Below are 17,700 nucleotides of genomic sequence, written 5' to 3' on the forward strand. Positions count from 1 at the left end.
GAGGGGAGAAACATGCCCACCGCTGAACCCCTCGATCGCCCCGTCGACGAAGGCGCTCTGTCGCTGCGCTGGTCGGGCCGCGTGTCGCTCACGCCCCGCATCCTGTTCGTCAACATCTTCGCCCTCGCGCTGCTGGCGGGCGGCTTCTTCTATCTCGACAGCTATCGCGCGCGGATAGTCGACGGGCGCGTCGCGCAGGCCGAGCGCGAGGTGCGGCTGATCGCCGAGGCGTTGACGCTGTTGTCGCCCGACGAACGCACCGACGAAATGGTCAATTTTGCGCGCAAATCGGGTCTGCGGCTGCGCATCTACGACCGGCGCGGGCGGCTGGTCGCCGACAGCCGACAACTGGGGGTGCGCAATTTCCAGCTGCTCGATCCCGACAAGGATGGCTGGCAACAGGATGCCGCCCGCGCGCTGGACGCGGTGATCGATACCGTCGTGCGCAACGATCGCGACCCGCTGTACCGCGAGCGTGCGCCGGGTCGCGGCCTGCGCTGGCCCGACGTGGTGACGGTCCGCACCACCGGCGGCACGGCGGCGACGGTATGGCGCGCGCCCGACCGGACGCCGGTGGTCACCGCCGCCGCGCCGCTGCCCGAGGACCGGGTGCTGATGGCGACGGTCAACGCCCGCGACATTACCCAGACGGTGCGAACCGAACGCGCGCGGTTGAGCTTGGTGCTCGCGGTCGCGTTCCTGCTGTCGGTGCTGTTGTCGCTGTTCCTCGCCCGCACCATCGTCCGGCCGATGCGGATGCTGGCGCGCGCCGCGATCCGGGTGCGGCTGGGCCGCGACCGCGAGGTCGTCGTGCCGCGCCTGCCCAGCCGCCGCGACGAGATCGGGATGCTCGCCCGCGCGCTGTCGGACATGACCGGGGCGCTGCGCAGCCGGATCGACGCGACCGAAGCCTTTGCCGCCGACGTGACGCATGAATTGAAGAACCCGCTCGCCTCGCTGCGATCGGCGGTCGATGGGTTGGCGACGGTCAGGGACCCCGATCTGCGCGACCAGCTGCTGGCGATCGTGCAGGACGACGTCCATCGGCTCGACCGGCTGATCACCGATATCTCCGACGCCTCGCGGCTCGACGCGCAATTGGCACGGGCGAAGTTCGAGGATGTCGATCTGGCGGCGCTGATCGCGGCGCTGGTCACCTACCGCGTCGATCGCGGCATCGAGCGCGGCGTCACCCTGCATTTTGAGCGCGACGGCGACGATCCGCTGGTGGTGCATGGCGAGGGCGCGCGGCTGGAGCGGGTGTTCGCCAACCTGATAGACAACGCCATCTCCTTCTCGCCGCCGGGTGGCAAAGTGCGGATCGGCGGCGGCAATGACGGCGATCTGGTCGAGATCGAGGTCACCGACGATGGCCCTGGCGTACCCCCCGAACAGCGCGAGGCGGTGTTCCGCCGCTTCCATTCGGTCCGCCCCGGTGGGGAAGCGTTCGGCCAGCATTCCGGCCTCGGCCTTGCCATCGCCCGGACCATCGTCGAAGGGCATGGTGGTATGATCGCCGCCGAATCACGTCGCGATGCCCACGAAGGCGCGCGCTTCGTCGTGCAGCTGCCGATCGCCGGCGCATGAACGAACCGCCGATCCATGCCGGCTGTGTCGCGATGCGCGGCATGGGCGTGCTGATCGCCGGCCCGTCTGGATCGGGCAAATCGGACCTTGCGCTGCGCCTGATCGATCGGGGTGCGGTGCTGGTCAGCGACGATTACACGCTGCTTCATGCCAATGGTGGCGAACTCCACGCGACCGCCCCCGCCACCATCGCCGGCCGGATCGAGGTGCGCGGGATCGGTATCATCGACCGACCGACCGTGCCGCGCGTCCGCGTCGCGCTGTTCATCGAGGCCGGCACGCCCGACCGCATGCCCGAACCGGCAACGCGGGTTATCGCCGGGATCGCCATTCCCGCCTACAGACTGGCGTTGCTCGAAGCCTCGGCACCCGCCAAGATCGCCCTCATGCTCGACAGGATTCTCCGATGATGCGCCATGCCGATATCCTGCTCGTCACCGGCATGTCTGGGGCGGGCAAATCGACGGTGCTCAAGACGCTGGAGGATAGCGGCTGGGATATCGTCGATAACCTTCCGTTGCGGCTGCTCGGCAATCTGATCGCCGCCAGCCCGGCCGATGCCGAACGGCGACTGGCGATCGGCATCGGCACCCGGACGCGCGGCTTCGATGCGGAAGCGATCGTCAGCGCGATCCGCGACCGCCCCGATCTGGGTGTCAGCGTGTTGTTTCTCGACAGCAGCCAGGCCGAGCTGGAGCGCCGCTATAACGAAACGCGCCGCCGCCATCCGCTGGCGACCGATCGCACCGCCGCCGACGGGATCGAATCCGAACGCGAGGTACTCGAACCGCTGCGTGCCTTTGCCAATCGACTGCTCGACACCACCCATTTCTCCCGCAACGCGCTGGCCGAATGGGTGCGGGAGACCTTTGCCGCGCCGGGCAGCGCCGATCCGGTGCTGTCGGTGCTGTCGTTCGGCTTTGCTCGCGGCGTGCCGCGCAACGCCGATATCGTGCTCGACATGCGCTTCCTGCGCAATCCGCACTGGGACCCGGTCCTGCGGCCCGGCACCGGGCTGGACGCCGATGTCGCCGCCTATGTCCGGGCCGATCCGGCCTATGACGCCGCCATCGCCTCGTTCGAGACGATGCTGGCGACGCTGCTGCCGCGCTACAAGGCGGAGGGCAAATCCTATGTTACCATCGCGTTCGGCTGTACCGGTGGGAGACACCGGTCGGTCCATGTCGCCGAACGCATGGGGGCATGGTTGCGCGAACAAGGATTTTCGCCCACGATAGAACATCGCGATCTCGGCACCGCGCCGCAGGACTCGCTGGAAGGCGCACGGCGCGCACGATGACGGATGTAGGAACGACGACGAACATGATCGGGTTGGTTTTGGTGACGCATGGTCGTCTTGCCCAGGAGTTCGTCGTTGCGATGGAGCATGTCGTCGGCCCGCAGGAGCGGATCGAGACGGTGTGTATCGGTCCCGAGGACGACATGGAGGAACGCCGCGCCGACATCGCCACCGCCATCGCCGCGGTCGATGCGGGTCAGGGCGTGATCGTGCTGACCGACCTGTTCGGCGGCACGCCCAGCAACCTTGCCATATCGCTGATGGAAACCGGCCGGATCGAGGTGATCGCCGGCATCAACCTGCCGATGCTGATCCGGCTGGGCGGCGCGCGCAAGGCGATGAAGGTCGCCGAAGCGGTCGCCGCCGCGCGCGAGGCGGGTCGCAAATATATCTCGGTCGCCAGCGAGGTTCTGGGGGAAGCAGCGGCATGACCACCTCGCGCACCGTACAGATCACCAACCGCCGCGGCCTGCACGCCCGCGCCTCCGCCAAGTTCGTGACGATGGCCGCCGCGCAACCGATCGAGGTGAGCGTCGAAAAGGACGGATCGTGCGTCACCGGCACGTCGATCATGGGCCTGATGATGCTGGGCGCCGCCAAGGGCGACCATATCACGATCAGCGCGTCGGGCGATGGCGCCGAGGCGGTGGTCGGGCAACTCGCGCAACTGGTCGAGGACCGCTTTGGCGAGGATTGACGAGCCTACTGCGAAACGTGGATAAAATGTCGTCAATGAGCGGTTTTTCAGTTGGCTGGAAGCGCACGACAAGCTCGCTGGGTGGGCGCAGTTCTTCGGCGCAATGCTCGCGTTGCTCGTAACCTATTTCACCGCCTTTGTGCCGATATGGCATCGCAAGCGCCAGTTGCGCAAAGCTGCAAAACGTCTGCTTTTGAACGGCTTTGGGGTATTGGAAAGCTATCATCGCACAACCCCCAATTTTTTACCGGTTTCTCTTACCCTTAGAGGAGCGGCACTGTCATTTTCGGGTGTGATCGATGAAATAGGCCGCTTCCCGATATATGAACTCGACGATCAAGGGAGCCGCTCTATTCCAAGATACTTGATAGCGCTCAGTGGCAACCTCGCCGCATCCAAACTAGTACTTGAAAATCTGGCGAACGAAATTGAGGGTCGGGAAGCGACGCTGGACGAGCGGAATGACCTGACGGAATTCCTTGGCGATCGTCTGAATTTCGTTCGCGATATGCTGGCTGGCAAAGAACTTAAAAGACCCCAGTGGACGACGGGCGCGGTCGATTAGCAGTTCGCCCTACAGAACTATTCGAATTGCATTATACAAATTTTTAGGGGTGGCCGCACCCGCGCCCCGGCCATAGGCCGGACCCCATGACCCACCCCGCCCTCACCACCCTGACCGACAAGGAAAAGCAGACGCTGCGCCTGATCGTGCGCGGGCATGATGCGAAGTCGGTCGCGGTGACGCTTGGCCTGTCGGTCCACACCATCAACGAACGCCTGCGCGACGCGCGGCGCAAGCTGGCGGTGTCGAGCAGTCGCGAGGCGGCGCGGATGCTGTTCGAGGCGGAGGGCGCGACCCCCGAAAATCTTGCGGACAACAGAAACGGGGACGACGTCGGCGACCGCGCCACCGATGTCGGAACCACGCCGCACGACGGCGCGGGGCGGTCCGTCGGCTCGCCCCGGTTCTGGATCGGAGCTTGTGCCATGACCCTCACCCTCGGCCTGCTGGCCTTCACCCTGACGCCCGCAACGGTGCAGACGCCGGCCCCGCCGCCCGCTACCGCACCCGCCACGCCGGCTCCCGACGCGGCGCGCGCGTTCCTCGAACTGGTCGATCAGGGGCGATGGACCGACAGCTATCGCCGGTTCGGCGTCGCCTTCCGCAAGCTGAATACCGAGCAGGTCTGGGCCGATGTATCGGAAAAGGTCCGCACCCCGCTCGGCCCGGTCGTGTCGCGGACGCTGATCGGGCAGGAATATGTCCCCGCCCCGCCCTATGGCTACCAATCGGTCAAGTTCCGCACCCGCTTCGCCGAGGGTGGCGAGCAGGTCGAAACGGTGATGCTCGATCAGGAAGCGGCGGAGTGGAAGGTCGTCGGCATCACCGTCGGCTGATCGTCATCGGGCGACGGTGATGCCGGCGGCGAGCCGATCAGTCCGTCGCCTGTTCGATCGCACGCTCCTGAATTTGCTGCGGGTCGCCAAACCGATAGGGTTCGAGCGCCAGGCGATCGGCCACGCTGATCGGCGCTTTGCTGTAGCTGCCCTTGGCCCAGCTTTTGGTCTTGGTGTGCTTTTCGCCGATCAAGACCAACTCATCGTGCGGCACGACATACCACTCGCCACTGTCGGGAAATGCAATCCAGATATTCCGTCCACCATATTTGACGTCGATCGTCCAGCGGCTCTTCAGCTGTACCAGCCGAACCTCCCCCGTCGCCTCGCTCAACAGAAGAAGATCGATACCGTTGTCGTGGACAGGAAAGAAGACGTTGTAGCCTCGTCCCAAAGCCACCGTCACGAGCGCGTTGCGATTGACGACCTCCATCGCACCACTGGTCAACTTTTCGGTCATATGCCCCGCAGCCGCCGTTCTTCCTCAACCATATAATCGCGCGTCAGCGGCAGCGCCCAGCGGTCGCGGGTCAGCTGCACCTGGTAATTGACCATGCCGCCATGGCGGAACGCCGCCGCGGCGCCGGCGAGGTAGAAGGTCCACATGCGGTAAAATTTCTCGTCGTACAGCGCGACGATTTGGTCCTTCGCCGCCACGGTGCGCGCATACCAGTGATCGATGGTCAGCGCATAATGGACGCGCAGCACCTCGATATCGCTTGCGATCAGCTTGGTCCCTTCATAGCCGCGCACGATTTCCGACAGCGCCGGATTGTAGCCGCCGGGGAAGACATATTTGGTGGTGAAGGTGTCGGTGACGCCCGGCACGCCCATCCGACCGATGGTGTGGAGCAGCATCACGCCGTCATCGGTCAGCAACTCGCGGCATTTGCGGAAGAACGCGCCATATTGCGGCGGGCCGACATGTTCGAACATGCCGACCGACACGATCCGGTCGAACCGGCCGGTGACGTGGCGGTAGTCGATCAGCTCGAACTTGACCTTGTCGGCGACGCCGGCCGCTTCGGCACGACGGCGCGCAACCTTGATCTGCTCTTCGGACAGGGTGACGCCCAGCACCTCGGCGCCGGTCTTCTCGTGCAGATACAGTGCCATCCCGCCCCAGCCGCAGCCGATGTCGAGCACGCGCATCCCCGGCCGGATCGCGAGTTTCGCGGCGATATGCGCCTTCTTGTCGGCCTGCGCCCGTTCCAGCCCGTTGTCGGCATCGGTGAAATAGGCGCAGCTATATTGCAGGTCGCTGTCGAGGAAGAGCGCGTAGAGCCGGTCCGACAGGTCGTAATGATGCGCGACGTTGCGTTTCGACCGGCGCGCCATGTTGACCCGGTCGATGCGGTGGCGGACCGCATCGAACAGGCGGATCGGCAGCGACGGCCGCAATCCGCCGCCCCGGCCCCATGGCGTATTGCCGGTCAGCAGTTCGACCAGATCGCGAATGTCGCCGCGATCGATGACCAGTTCGCCGTCCATATACGCCTCCGCCGCGCCCAACGCCGGGTGGCGGACGATACGGCCGGCGACGCCGGGCCGGGTGAAGCGGATCGCGACGTCGGGAAAGGCCGGATCGAGGCTGCCGAAACTGACGGTACGGCCATCGGCGTGGGTCAGGGAAAGCGTACCGCGACGGACGGTGCGGGACAGAAACGTATCGATCAGTGCCATGAACAGTCCGTTAGGGACCGAATGTGGCAAGTCATGGGCGACGTATTCGAAACAATGATCGGCATATCTGAATCCGCCGCGGCACGGGGAGGTGGACCATGCGCAGCATGGTGGAGGGGGGTTGGCCGCATTCGGAACCGTTGCGTTGCGCCGCGATCCCCCTCCACCACCGCTTCGCGGCGGTCCCCCTCCCCGCGGGCGGGGAGGATTTGCTTGATGCGGACGTTCCGCTACACGCCCCCTATGCTCTCCCGCCTGCGCGATCGCCCCTGGACCACCGCGCTGCTGATCGGCGTGGCGGCGCAATTGCTGTTCGCATGGGGTCTCGGGCGGCCGGGCAAGCTGTCGTTCGACGAAATCCATTACGTCCCCGCCGCGCGCATCCTGCTGACGCTCGCCTATCCGGCCAATCCCGAACATCCGCTGGTCGCCAAGGAACTGATCGCCGGCGGCATCCTGCTGCTCGGCGACAATCCGTGGGGCTGGCGGATCATGGGAACACTGGCGGGGACGGCGAGCGTGCTCGGCGTCTTTGCCATCCTGCAATTGCTGTTCCGGCGGGCGCATGTGTCGGCATTCGGCGCGGCAATGGCGATCCTCAACCAGACCTTGCTGGTCGAGGCGCGCACGGCAATGCTGGAGGTGTATCTCGGCGCCTTCGTCACGCTCGCCATCGCGGCGCTGCTCTGGTCGATGCGCGGGCGGCCGGCACCGCGACTGGCACTGGCCGCCATGCTGTTCGGGCTGGCGGTCGGGGTGAAATGGGCGGCCGTGCCCTATGTCGCGGGCGCGGGTCTGCTGCTGATCTGGGGCAAGAGCGGCGGGCGCGATTACTGGCGGGGGCTGCGGCTGATTCCGGCACTGGCGATCCTCGGGCTGGTTAGCATAGCCACCTATTTCGCGACCTTCGCCCCCGCCTTCTTCTACGCCTCCGAACCGCTCACCCTCGCGCGCCTGCTCCCGTTCCAGTGGGACATGTACGAACGTCAGACGCAGGTGCTGGCGGCACACCCCTATCAATCGAGCTGGTGGAGCTGGCCGCTGCTGGCCCGGCCGATCTGGTATTTCTACGAACCCGATGACGGGGTGCAGCGCGGGGTGCTGCTGCTCGGCAATCCGGCGATCATGTGGGGCGGATTGCTGGCGGTCGCGGTGTGCCTGTGGACCGGATGGAAACGGCGCGCGCCGGCGCTGCTGGGGGTCGGGCTGCTATGGGTCGGGTCGCTGGCGGTATGGGCAGTGATCCCCAAATCGCTCGGCTTCTATTATTACTACCATCTCTCGAGCATCTGGCTGTGCCTCGCGCTCGCCGCCGCGTTCCACGCCCATGCGAAAGGCCGCCTCGCCCGCGCCGACGAATGGTTCGCGCTGCCCGCGATCATGTTGTTCGTCTATTTCTACCCGGTGCTCTCCGCCGCATCGCTTTCGGGACCGCAGGCGTTCAATCGCTGGATGTGGTTCGACAGCTGGCGTTGATTGGGTTCATGCGCAAGCGTGCAAAGGGTTGATTGCGCGCAAAGGCGCAAAGGACGCCAAGGGGTTGCGATCGGAAGATCGTCATTTCTCTACCCATATCGGTTGAACGCCGCTGTCGCGGCGGGCGCAGCCTCTTTGCGTCCTCTGCGCCTTTGCGCGCAAATCTACTCGCCGCCTTCGCGTAAAACCTAAGCCACGCGCCGGCCATACCGCCCCCACGTAAAGCGCGACGACAGCGCGAAATTCCATACCGCCCCGACCGCGATTCCCGCCAGCGCCGGCAGCGCCCATGCTCCTCCGCGCACATCGTACAGGAACGCCGCCAGCCCGACATTGGCCACCGCCCCCACCGAACACACCGCGCAGAACGAGACCCAGCCGTCGAGCAATGCCCGCATCCCCCGCAGCCGCCGGTCGCGATAGGTCAGGTGGTTGTTCAGGAAAAAATTGAACGTCATCGCGACGATCGTTGCGAAAACCGTGGCGGCCACGAACCCGCCGCCCAGTTCCAGCAGCAACCCCAGCGCCACCAGATGCACGATCGCCCCCGCCGCACCGATCGCGGAGAACATGACGAAGCGCACCGGCACCACCCGCCCGAACATCCGGTCGTACAGCGCGATCAGATATTCGAGCGCCACGACATGGTCGAGCTTGCTCTCCCCCACCGCGCGCGTCCGGAACACATAGGGCAGTTCGACGAAGCGCAGCGGCTCCGGCGCGGCGGTCAGGATATCGAGCAATATCTTGAACCCGATCCCCGACAGCCGCGGCGCCACGCCGCGCACCACATCGCTGCGGATCATGAAGAACCCGCTCATCGGATCGGACAGGTCGGCCTTCAGCACGCGGCGCGACAGGCGGGTGGCCAGCGCGGACTTGGCGACGCGATCGGCATCCCATGCCCCGGTCCCGCCGCCCGCGACAAAGCGCGACCCGATCACCAGATCGAGCGTCGGATCGTCGCGAAGCGCCGCCGCCATGCGCGGCAACAGCGCCTCGTCATGCTGCAGGTCGCCGTCGATCACCGCGACCAGCGGCGCGGCGGTGGCGCACATCCCCTCGATACAGGCGGTCGACAGCCCGCGCCGGCCGATGCGCTGTATCACGCGGATGCGCGGGTCGCGGCGGGCGATGTCCCGCACCACGTCGGCGGTGCCGTCGGGGCTGTCGTCGTCGACGAAGATCGCCTCCCACGTCAGTCCCGCCAACGCCGTATCGAGCGCCGCGATCAGCAGCGGCACATTGCCGCGCTCGTTGAACACGGGGACGACGATGGCAAGGTTGAGGGTCACCCTTCTCCCCTCCCTGGCAGGGAGGGGTCGGGGGTGGGTCGGCCTGCGAGGGAAGGTAAGCGTTCCACAACCGGCCTACCCACCCCCAACCCCTCCCTTTTCTGGGGGGGGAGCCGGTTAACGCAAATCACAACGCCGCCAACACCGCGTTCGTCATATCCCCCGTCGTCGCGGTCCCGCCCAGATCGGGCGTCCGATGCCCGGCGACCAGCGCCGCCGTCACCGCCGCCTCGATCCGGTCCGCAGCCTGCGCTTCCCCCAGCGAGTGGCGCAGCATCATCGCCGCCGACAGGATCGTCGCCAGCGGGTTCGCCTTGCCCTGCCCGGCGATATCGGGTGCCGAACCGTGGATCGGTTCGTACAGCCCCTTTTTGTCCTGATTGATCGCGGCGGAGGGCAGCATGCCGATCGACCCTGCGCACATGCTCGCCTGATCCGACAGGATATCGCCGAACAAATTGCCGGTGACGATCACGTCGAACTGCCCCGGATTGCGCACCAACTGCATCGCGGCATTGTCGACATACATGTGCGTCAGCGTGACGTCGTAATAGTCGGCGTGAATATCATTCACGACATCGCGCCACAGCTGCGATGTTTCAAGCACGTTGGCTTTGTCAACCGAACATAGCCGGCGTTTGCGGGTACGGGCCGTTTCGAAAGCGACGCGAGCAATCCGTTCGACCTCGTTGTCGTCATAGCTCATCACGTCATATCCTTGACGCGCATCGCCGTTCATTCGCCGGCCCTTCTCCCCGAAATAGACGTCGCCGGTCAGCTCGCGCACGATTACCATGTCGATCGCGGCGGCAACTTCGGGCCGCAGCGCCGACGCATCCTCCAACCCGGCGAACAGTTTGGCCGGGCGCAGATTGGCGAACAGGCCCAATGCCTTGCGTAAGCCCAGGATCGCCTGTTCCGGGCGATGCTCGCGCGCGACATTGTCGAATTCGGGATCGCCGACCGCGCCGAACAGCACCGCATCGGCGCGCTTCGCCAGATTGAGCGTCGCCGGCGGCAGCGGATGGCCGTGCGCGCGGTACGCCGCGCCGCCGACCGGTGCTTCCTCGAACGTCAGGTCCAGACCCAGCGCATCCAGCACCCGGCGCGCCGCCGCCACCACTTCCGGTCCGATCCCGTCGCCGGGCAGTATCGCGATCAAGGCCATTACGTCATTCCTGTTTCGCGCACGAAGATTGCGCGTTTCATCGGCAAAAGCCCCTGCCCCAAGCCGGGCGGGTCACGCAACCGTCCTTTTCAATCGCTCGACCAGCCGCGCGCGCGCCGCCAGCACGTCCTGCCCCCTGCCCCCCAGCAGGTCGCGGGCCAGGAAATGACCCGACAGCGCAAGGCCGTCGAACGCCGCGTCCCAGCTCGCCGGCCCGCCCTCCGCCAGAAACGCCGGCAGGGCCAACAGGCGATGCTCCAGCCCGACCGCCGCCCTGCGCGACACCGCGCCGCCGCTCTTGGGGCTGACATGGGTCAGGTCATCGCGCGCGCCGGTCGCGACACATTCGTCGAGCGCCAACCCGAAGCCCAGTTCGGACAGGATCAACAACTCGGTCCGCACCAGCGCCCCGATCCACGCCCGCGCCGCCGGTGCCGCCGCAATTGCCGCGAACAGCCCGTCGAGCGCTGCATAAATGCGCGGATAGGGCTGCGCTTCGGGCAGCGCATAGGCGGTCAGCGCACACATCCAGTCGATCGCCGCCGCCGGCACCGGCTCGGCGAACAACGGCGCGCGGCTCTCGACCAGTTCTACCGTAAGCGCCGCCAACTGCGTATCGCTCCGCGCCCGCCAGTCGCCGCGCACGATATTGCCGGGTTGCAACACCGGCCGGATCCCCCGACTCCGCCCGCCGCGGACGTATCCGGGTTGGACGCCAGCCTCGGCCGTCAGGGCGCGAACGACCGCGCCATGCTCGCCATGCGGGCGGGCGGAGAGCAGGATGGCGGTGGTGTTGAGGTGCATCGGGCTGGTCTAACAGGGTTTGCCAGACGGACGTAGACGGCGATCAGATGCCGTTCGCTGGCTCTTCGAGACCGGCCGTCATGTCGACCAGCGGCAGGTTTTCGACAGTACGATCCCGACGAATCCGAAATCGACCGGCGCCATAGCCCGAACCACTACTGCTGGTCCCGACGGAATAAATAACGCCGATGCGAAGCGGCTTGGGCGCTACGATGGGTCGCTGGAACGGCTCCCCCTGCAGGGGCTGTCCGTACAGGATAGGAAACTGGTTCCGACAATCGGTAACCCGCGTTTCTTCCTCCCAGAACGCACCGTTTTCGACGACTTGCCGGTCGTCATCCGAACCGGCGGCTGCCTCGCCATTCTCAGCCGAAACGGTAATATTACGCACGCAGTTCGCGTCACGACGCGACGAAGGGTCGACGATGAATGCCAGTCGCCCGTCTCGCACGATAGCCTTCAGATCGTAGGAATAGGAACAACCGGTCAGAAGAAATGGCAGCAGTACGGAACATCCGATGGTCCGCTCCCGACGGAACCGTATTGCGGCAAAATTTGGTGGCAAGGTCAGCGACATGGTTTCGCTTTCGGAAACTGGCAACGCATTCAACACCGCATTTGCCTCCGGACGAGACACTCTCACCCTTCCGCGGCGCTGCCGCTCCCTCCCTCTCCCGCTGGGAGAGGGAAGGGGCCCGCCCGGCGCAGCCGGGTGGGAAGGGTGAGGGTGCGCCGACGCTACCCCCGCCGCACCCGGGCCACCAGCCCCCCCACCACCGGCCAGTCCCTAGCACGCTTCACCCGCTCCACCACCCCATCGAACGCCTGCAACGCTCGCACCGTCGCCCGATTGGCCCGACTGTCGCGCAACAACAGCAGGTCGACACACGCCGTCCCCCCGGTCGCGAACTGCCGCTTGTGCTGCCCCTCGCCCTCGGTAAAATCGAAGCGTAGCGCCGCCGGCTCGGCGAACAGCGTGCGGAACGCCTCCAGATGCAGGATGCTGCCCGGCGACCATTCGCCCCAAGCTGGATCGTGCCCGACATAGTCGTAGCGAACATCGCCCCCGCTCATCGGGCAATATAGATACGCGATCGGCGACCCGCCGACGAACAACAGCCAGCCGAACGCCTCGCCCCGCGCGCCCTTGCCCTGCATTACCGCCCGGAACGGCACGTCGCTGGGCAAACCGGCGCCGAGCAGTTTCTCCTGATAGGTCCGCTCGGCCACCCGGCGCGCCAGCCCATGAAACTCCGCCAATTCCTGCGCGGTACGATAGCAACGCACCTCCAACGCGCCCTCGCCCACCTCAGCCAGCTTCTTGCGCTTGCGCTTCAGGCTGGAGCGCGCATTGCCCGACAGCCCCGCGAACCACGTATCGAACCCGATCGTCAGGTCGGTATGATAGCGGGTATAGCGTTGCCGGACGAACACGATCCCCGCCTCCGCCACGACCGCCGGCATCAGCGGTTCGGGCAGCGAGGTCACCGACCAGCCATCCGCCCCCTTGGGCAGCGGCGGCAGCACCGGCACCTCCCCCCCCAGCACGTCGCGTAACTCCATCGGCACGCGCACCAGCCGCCGTCGCACCGACCACAACGTCCGTGCCCCGATCTGGAACTTGATCGGCCAGGGCTGAACCTGCGTCATGCCGCGCGTTCCTCGATCAGGTTCGACCAGAGTTGCTCGACCTGCCGCCACCGCGTCCTGATCGCGCTGGCCGGAAGCGGCCGGTCGTCCTGCCCCAGCCGCAGCGTCGGACGGTCGCGGAAATAGGTAGTCGGCAGGCGATCGGCCTGCGCCGCAAGCGTGCGGCACAGCGCCTCGAACCGCCGGACATGCACCCGGTTCGCGCGCGTACCGCTCCGGTTGGCAAGTTCGAAGCCATGGCTGACGATCGTCACCGCCGCATGGTTCTGCGCCGCGGCATGGGCCAGTGCCGCGCGCATCTCGGCAGCCGACAGCGCGCAGATCTGGAAATGCCGCCGCCCGCCGCCCGGCATGGCGATGGTCGTCACCGGCACCTCGACCAGCCCGCGATGCGCGACCGGCGCGATCACGTCCGGCGACAGGGCGATCATGCTCGGCCATGGATGGTGCGCGCCGTTATGGCTACTGTCATACGCAAAGCCGAGTGCGGTCAGCGCATCGAGCGTCACGTCGTTCGCACCATAGCTGCCCGCGCGGAACGCAACCGGATCGGGGGCACCGACCGCCCGCAGCAGGTCGCGCGCCTCCCCCAATAACGCCTGCTGTTCCTGCCGCGACAGGTCGACCAGTTCGAACACATGCGCCCGGCGCCGGTCGTCCAGCGATGCCCGCGCCCAATTGGGATGCAGGTGCAACTGCACCTCCTGCCCCGCCGCCAGGATCGCCTCGACGGTCGGCGCGATCGCCGCCATGCCATAGAGCCGCGCGGGCAGCGGATCGACGAAGAAGCACGCCTTTAATCCGTACGCACGCAACCGTTCAAGCTGCCACGCCACCCCGACCCCGGCGGGTTCGAGCGACCGCTGCACCACGGTATCGGCCGGCAGATCGGCGGCATGGTGCCGCCACATCAATTCGGTATCGATCGTCAGAAAGACGGGGGTCGTCATACCGCTGTCCTGCCCGCCGCGCGTAAACATCCGGTGAAATCGCGGGTATTCTTCGGATGGCTCAGTACGCCGCGGACCGATCGAACGTTAACCATCACCCCCCGCGCATCGGCTGGATCGTTACGTAGACGGCGCGAACATATCGCGCAATTGCACCGTTTTACGACCGGCGATCGTTGGAACAGGATCGCCCGACGATCCGTTACGCGACCGAATTTAAACCATATCGGAGGCATGATGATCGACGACATCGATCGAACCGACGCGATCTTCCTGATCGCGCAACATGGTCGAAACGCGCTGCAAGTCGCCGCCGCGCAAACCGCCGGCGCGATCGGTCGCGGCGATCATGGCGAAGCGCAACGCTGGCTCGCGATGCGCAGCTTCCTGCAACGGGCGATGGCGTAACGATTACCCGCCCGGCGGTGACCCGGCCCAGTCGTTCCACTCCGCAATCGCCGCCGCATTTTCCGCCCGCTGCACCGCCAGCGCGGCCTCCTCGATCGCCCGCACCAGCGCCGCACGGCACGTCGCGGCGACATCCACCCCCGCCGCCCGCGCACGGGCCAGCAAGTCCGCGTCGACCGCGACCGGTTCAGCGGGCGTGGAAATAGTCATAGACCCCCTGCGCCATCGCCTTGCTGACCCCCGGCGCCTTTTGCAGATCGGCGAGGCTGGCGTTACGCACCGCCCGCGCCGTGCCGAAATGCATCAGCAGCGCCTTCTTCCGCGCCGGCCCGATGCCCGGCACCTCATCTAGCGGACTCGCGCCGATCGCCTTCGACCGCTTGTCGCGATGCGCGCCGATGACGAAGCGGTGAACCTCGTCGCGTAGCCTTTGCAGATAGAACAGCACCGGCGAATTGACCGGCAGCGTCAGCTCGCGCCCGTCCATCAGGTGGAACACCTCGCGCCCGTCGCGGCCATGGTGCGGCCCCTTCGCCACGCCGACCATGTACACATCTTCAATGCCCAGATCCTCCAGCACCGCCTTCGCCGCGCTCAACTGCCCCTTGCCACCGTCGATCAGCACCAGGTCGGGCCAGCCATTGCCGTCGCGATCGGTTTCGCGATCGGGGTTCTCCTCCTGCGCGCGGGCGAAGCGGCGGGTCAGCACCTCCTTCATCATCGCGAAGTCGTCGTTGGTCTGCGCCTGCTTGATGTTGAATTTGCGATACTGGCCCTTGCGGAACCCCTCCGGCCCGGCGACGACCATCGCGCCAAGCGCATTGGTCCCCTGGATATGGCTGTTGTCATAGACCTCGATCCGGTCGGGCGGCCCCTCCAGTTCGAACAGTTCGGCGACCTCGCGCAGCAGCCGGGCCTGCGTCGTCGATTCCGCGTTGCGCCGTTGCAGCGCCTCCTCGGCATTGCGCTTCGCCTGATCGAGCAGCCGCCGCCGCACGCCCCGCTGCGGCACCGACAGCGCGACCTTGAACCCGGCCCGCTCGGCCATCGCCTCAGCCAGCACCTCGCCTTCCGCCAGTTCGCGGTCGACGAAGACGTTGCGCGGCGGTGGCACCTCTTCATAGAATTGCATCAGGAAGGCGGAGAGCACCTCATCCTCGGGCACCTCGTTGGTATGCGCCGGGAAAAAGCTGCGATGCCCCCAATTCTGGCCGCCGCGGATGAAGAAGGCCTGGATGCCGATCACCCCCTCCAGACACGCCATCGCGAACACATCGGCATCGCCGACCCCGTCCGCATTGATCGCCTGCGAACCCTGAATGAAGGTCAGCGCCTTCAACCGGTCGCGCAACACGGCGGCCAGTTCGAAGTCCATCGCCTCCGCCGCCGCCTGCATCTGCACGCCCAGCTTCGCCTGAACCTTGGTCGACTTGCCGGCCAGAAAATCCTTCGCGTCGGAAATCAGCTCGGCATAGGCGGGCGCGTCGATCCGCCCAACGCACGGCGCCGAACAGCGCTTGATCTGATACAGCAGGCACGGCCGGTCGCGCGTCTTGAAGAAACCGTCGGTGCACGACCGCAGCAGGAACAGCTTCTGCAACGCGTTCAGCGTCTGCGTGACCGATCCGGCGGACGCGAACGGACCGTAATAATTGCCCTTCGCCCGCCGCGCGCCGCGATGCTTCTGGATGCGCGGAAAGTCATGATCCGCCCGCAACAGGATGAACGGAAACGACTTATCGTCGCGCAGCAGGACGTTGTACGGCGGGCGATAGCGCTTGATCAGCTGCGCTTCGAGCAGCAGCGCCTCCGCCTCGTTATTGGTCGTGACGATCGTCATCGACCGCGTCTGCGCGACCATCCGCTGCAATCGCTTGGTCAGGCGCGACACCTGCGTATAGTTCGCCACGCGGTTCTTCAGCGCCCGCGCCTTCCCCACATACAGCACCTCGCCGCGCGCATCCTGCATCCGGTACACGCCCGGCCGCACCGGCAATGTCGCCAGCACGTTGCGGATCGCGGCGATCCCGGCATCGATATCCGGCGCGTCCGACCCGCGCACGGTGAAGCTGGCCTTGTCCTCGTTGAAGCGATTGGGCGCGTTGGGTGTTTCCGACATCGCCGCCGATTTAGGAAGTACGACCAGCGAACGCCAGCGTCATGCGGCGGCCGACGTCTGTCCCTGTCGCTTGGCGCCGTACATGCGCAGGTCGGCGCGCTGGATCACCGCATCGATCGATCGGTCGTCCTCTTCGATCAGTGCCGCGCCGACGCTCAGCGTCCACGCCGGCAGCCCCGCCACACCCCGGCTGGCGCGCATCGCGATCGCGGCGACGTCGGCCGCATCGGTCACCACCAGAAACTCGTCGCCGCCCAGCCGCGCGACGAAATCGCCACCGGTACTGCGCTGTAGCGCCGTCGCGATCTCACACAGCACCCGGTCGCCGATCGCATGGCCGTGACCGTCGTTGATCGCCTTGAACCGGTCGACATCGATCAGCAGCACCATCCGCCCCGGCACCAGCAACTCCGCCGCCGACGCCGCCAGCGCCGCCCGGTTCCACACCCCGGTCAACGGATCGCGCAACGCCATGTCGCGCAACTGGCGCTGCGACCGCGACGACGATATCCATAGCAGCGTCAGATTGGCCGCCCCGAACAGCAACTGATCGGCCAGATACGGCACCACCGCCAGCCGGGCGACGATCTCCGGCGACAGGAACATGCCGACCACCCCGGTGAGGTAGATCGGGACATACAGCAACAGCATCCACCCGGCGATCCGCCGGGCGCGCGCCGTTCCATCGGTAACATCGTTAAGGAGCAGCGGCACGGCAAAGGCGGCAGCACAAGCGGCGATGACCAGCGACCAGACCGCCGTTTCGACCGCGCCGGGGCCGACGATCGACCGGGCGACGGTCGGCACCGCCACGGTCGCCGCGATCACCCCCCACATCCATGGCGCAATCCCGCGCCGCCCATCGAAGCATCGCACCCCGGCAAGGATCAGCGCCATCGACAGCGCCAACAGGCCGTTCAGCGCCGGCTGTGCGATGGCCGGGACCGGTTCACCGACCAGCCCCGCCACGATCAGCGACGCACAATAGCCCAGCGACGCCAACCCCCAGCAACGATGCCATGCCCGCCCCTCCGCCATCACGAAGAAGACCGTTGCATAGGCGCCGCTACACAGGGTGCTGCATTGGCGCAGCGTCATCAGGTCGGGAAGGTCGAACATTCCCGGCGACTCATACCGATCGAGCGTTAACAGCCTATAACGC

Annotated in this window: 20 protein-coding genes; 9 read left to right on the top strand and 11 right to left on the bottom strand. The window is 66.3% G+C overall.

Translation table 11 applies throughout. The annotated features are described in order from the left end of the window. Window positions 1-12: 12 nt before the first annotated feature. The 7 genes from ASE59_RS06875 to ASE59_RS06905 all read left to right on the top strand — a co-directional run bounded on the left by ASE59_RS06875 (window position 13) and on the right by ASE59_RS06905 (window position 4,985). Entirely contained in the window at window positions 13-1,587 is a 1,575-nt protein-coding gene (locus tag ASE59_RS06875) for a stimulus-sensing domain-containing protein (protein WP_056454172.1), read from the top strand. After that, entirely contained in the window at window positions 1,584-1,997 is a 414-nt protein-coding gene (locus tag ASE59_RS06880; RefSeq protein ID WP_056454177.1) for an HPr kinase/phosphorylase, read from the top strand. The genes ASE59_RS06875 and ASE59_RS06880 overlap by 4 nt, the downstream gene beginning before the upstream one ends. Further along, a complete protein-coding gene (rapZ, locus tag ASE59_RS06885) occupies window positions 1,994-2,887 on the top strand; it encodes an RNase adapter RapZ (RefSeq protein WP_056454181.1) in 894 nt (297 codons plus the stop codon). Before ASE59_RS06880 ends, rapZ begins: the two co-directional genes overlap by 4 nt. A gap of 23 nt (window positions 2,888-2,910) precedes the next feature. Further along, window positions 2,911-3,318, top strand: a complete 408-nt coding sequence (locus ASE59_RS06890) for a PTS sugar transporter subunit IIA (RefSeq protein ID WP_056454184.1) — start codon at window positions 2,911-2,913, stop codon at window positions 3,316-3,318. Further along, window positions 3,315-3,584, top strand: a complete 270-nt coding sequence (locus ASE59_RS06895; protein ID WP_056454189.1) for an HPr family phosphocarrier protein — start codon at window positions 3,315-3,317, stop codon at window positions 3,582-3,584. Before ASE59_RS06890 ends, ASE59_RS06895 begins: the two co-directional genes overlap by 4 nt. Window positions 3,585-3,687: 103 nt before the next feature. Then, entirely contained in the window at window positions 3,688-4,149 is a 462-nt protein-coding gene (locus ASE59_RS19075) for a hypothetical protein (protein ID WP_235515669.1), read from the top strand. Window positions 4,150-4,235: 86 nt separating this feature from the next. Next, window positions 4,236-4,985, top strand: coding sequence for a helix-turn-helix domain-containing protein (locus tag ASE59_RS06905; protein WP_056454195.1), 750 nt, complete (start codon window positions 4,236-4,238; stop codon window positions 4,983-4,985). 37 nt (window positions 4,986-5,022) lie between these two features. On the opposite strand, the gene ASE59_RS06910 is transcribed toward ASE59_RS06905, so the two are convergent. Next, window positions 5,023-5,445 carry a hypothetical protein gene (locus ASE59_RS06910; protein ID WP_056454197.1) on the bottom strand — a complete coding sequence of 141 codons (423 nt, stop codon included), beginning with the start codon at window positions 5,443-5,445 and terminating at the stop codon, window positions 5,023-5,025. Continuing rightward, on the bottom strand, window positions 5,442-6,668 hold the full coding sequence (locus ASE59_RS06915) for an SAM-dependent methyltransferase (RefSeq protein ID WP_056454201.1): 1,227 nt from the start codon (window positions 6,666-6,668) through the stop codon (window positions 5,442-5,444). The genes ASE59_RS06910 and ASE59_RS06915 overlap by 4 nt, the downstream gene beginning before the upstream one ends. A 216-nt stretch (window positions 6,669-6,884) precedes the next feature. Here ASE59_RS06915 and ASE59_RS06920 point away from each other — a divergent pair, with 216 nt between their 5' ends. After that, a complete protein-coding gene (locus ASE59_RS06920) occupies window positions 6,885-8,144 on the top strand; it encodes a phospholipid carrier-dependent glycosyltransferase (RefSeq protein WP_056454204.1) in 1,260 nt (419 codons plus the stop codon). Between the two features lie 188 nt (window positions 8,145-8,332). Here ASE59_RS06920 and ASE59_RS06925 read toward each other — a convergent pair whose 3' ends face one another. The 6 genes from ASE59_RS06925 to ASE59_RS06950 all read right to left on the bottom strand — a co-directional run bounded on the left by ASE59_RS06925 (window position 8,333) and on the right by ASE59_RS06950 (window position 14,011). After that, window positions 8,333-9,439 carry a glycosyltransferase family 2 protein gene (locus ASE59_RS06925; RefSeq protein ID WP_056454207.1) on the bottom strand — a complete coding sequence of 369 codons (1,107 nt, stop codon included), beginning with the start codon at window positions 9,437-9,439 and terminating at the stop codon, window positions 8,333-8,335. 127 nt (window positions 9,440-9,566) lie between these two features. After that, window positions 9,567-10,607 (bottom strand): 3-isopropylmalate dehydrogenase, encoded by a 1,041-nt coding sequence (gene leuB, locus ASE59_RS06930; protein ID WP_056454210.1) that lies wholly within the window; start codon window positions 10,605-10,607, stop codon window positions 9,567-9,569. Between the two features lie 72 nt (window positions 10,608-10,679). Then, the gene (gene recO / locus ASE59_RS06935; protein ID WP_056454212.1) at window positions 10,680-11,411 is read right to left on the bottom strand and encodes a DNA repair protein RecO; all 732 of its coding nucleotides are present in this window, start codon (window positions 11,409-11,411) and stop codon (window positions 10,680-10,682) included. A gap of 43 nt (window positions 11,412-11,454) precedes the next feature. Then, window positions 11,455-11,988 (bottom strand): hypothetical protein, encoded by a 534-nt coding sequence (locus ASE59_RS06940; RefSeq protein ID WP_056454215.1) that lies wholly within the window; start codon window positions 11,986-11,988, stop codon window positions 11,455-11,457. A gap of 161 nt (window positions 11,989-12,149) precedes the next feature. Then, on the bottom strand, window positions 12,150-13,061 hold the full coding sequence (locus tag ASE59_RS06945; RefSeq protein ID WP_082458154.1) for a GNAT family N-acetyltransferase: 912 nt from the start codon (window positions 13,059-13,061) through the stop codon (window positions 12,150-12,152). Further along, a complete protein-coding gene (locus ASE59_RS06950; RefSeq protein ID WP_056454822.1) occupies window positions 13,058-14,011 on the bottom strand; it encodes a polysaccharide deacetylase family protein in 954 nt (317 codons plus the stop codon). Before ASE59_RS06950 ends, ASE59_RS06945 begins: the two co-directional genes overlap by 4 nt. A gap of 234 nt (window positions 14,012-14,245) precedes the next feature. Between ASE59_RS06950 and ASE59_RS19600 the strand changes: the two genes are divergently transcribed. Then, on the top strand, window positions 14,246-14,419 hold the full coding sequence (locus ASE59_RS19600; RefSeq protein WP_156359938.1) for a hypothetical protein: 174 nt from the start codon (window positions 14,246-14,248) through the stop codon (window positions 14,417-14,419). A gap of 3 nt (window positions 14,420-14,422) precedes the next feature. On the opposite strand, the gene ASE59_RS06955 is transcribed toward ASE59_RS19600, so the two are convergent. Genes ASE59_RS06955 through ASE59_RS06965 form a run of 3 tightly spaced genes read right to left on the bottom strand, consistent with a single transcriptional unit; the run spans window position 14,423 to window position 17,657 of the window. Then, on the bottom strand, window positions 14,423-14,629 hold the full coding sequence (locus ASE59_RS06955; RefSeq protein WP_056454221.1) for a type II toxin-antitoxin system CcdA family antitoxin: 207 nt from the start codon (window positions 14,627-14,629) through the stop codon (window positions 14,423-14,425). Then, on the bottom strand, window positions 14,607-16,538 hold the full coding sequence (uvrC, locus tag ASE59_RS06960) for an excinuclease ABC subunit UvrC (protein ID WP_056454223.1): 1,932 nt from the start codon (window positions 16,536-16,538) through the stop codon (window positions 14,607-14,609). The genes ASE59_RS06955 and uvrC overlap by 23 nt, the downstream gene beginning before the upstream one ends. Before the next feature lie 39 nt (window positions 16,539-16,577). Continuing rightward, a complete protein-coding gene (locus ASE59_RS06965; RefSeq protein WP_056454226.1) occupies window positions 16,578-17,657 on the bottom strand; it encodes a GGDEF domain-containing protein in 1,080 nt (359 codons plus the stop codon). Window positions 17,658-17,700: the final 43 nt, after the last annotated feature.

The organism is Sphingomonas sp. Leaf10 (assembly GCF_001421245.1).
Taxonomy (GTDB): domain Bacteria; phylum Pseudomonadota; class Alphaproteobacteria; order Sphingomonadales; family Sphingomonadaceae; genus Sphingomonas.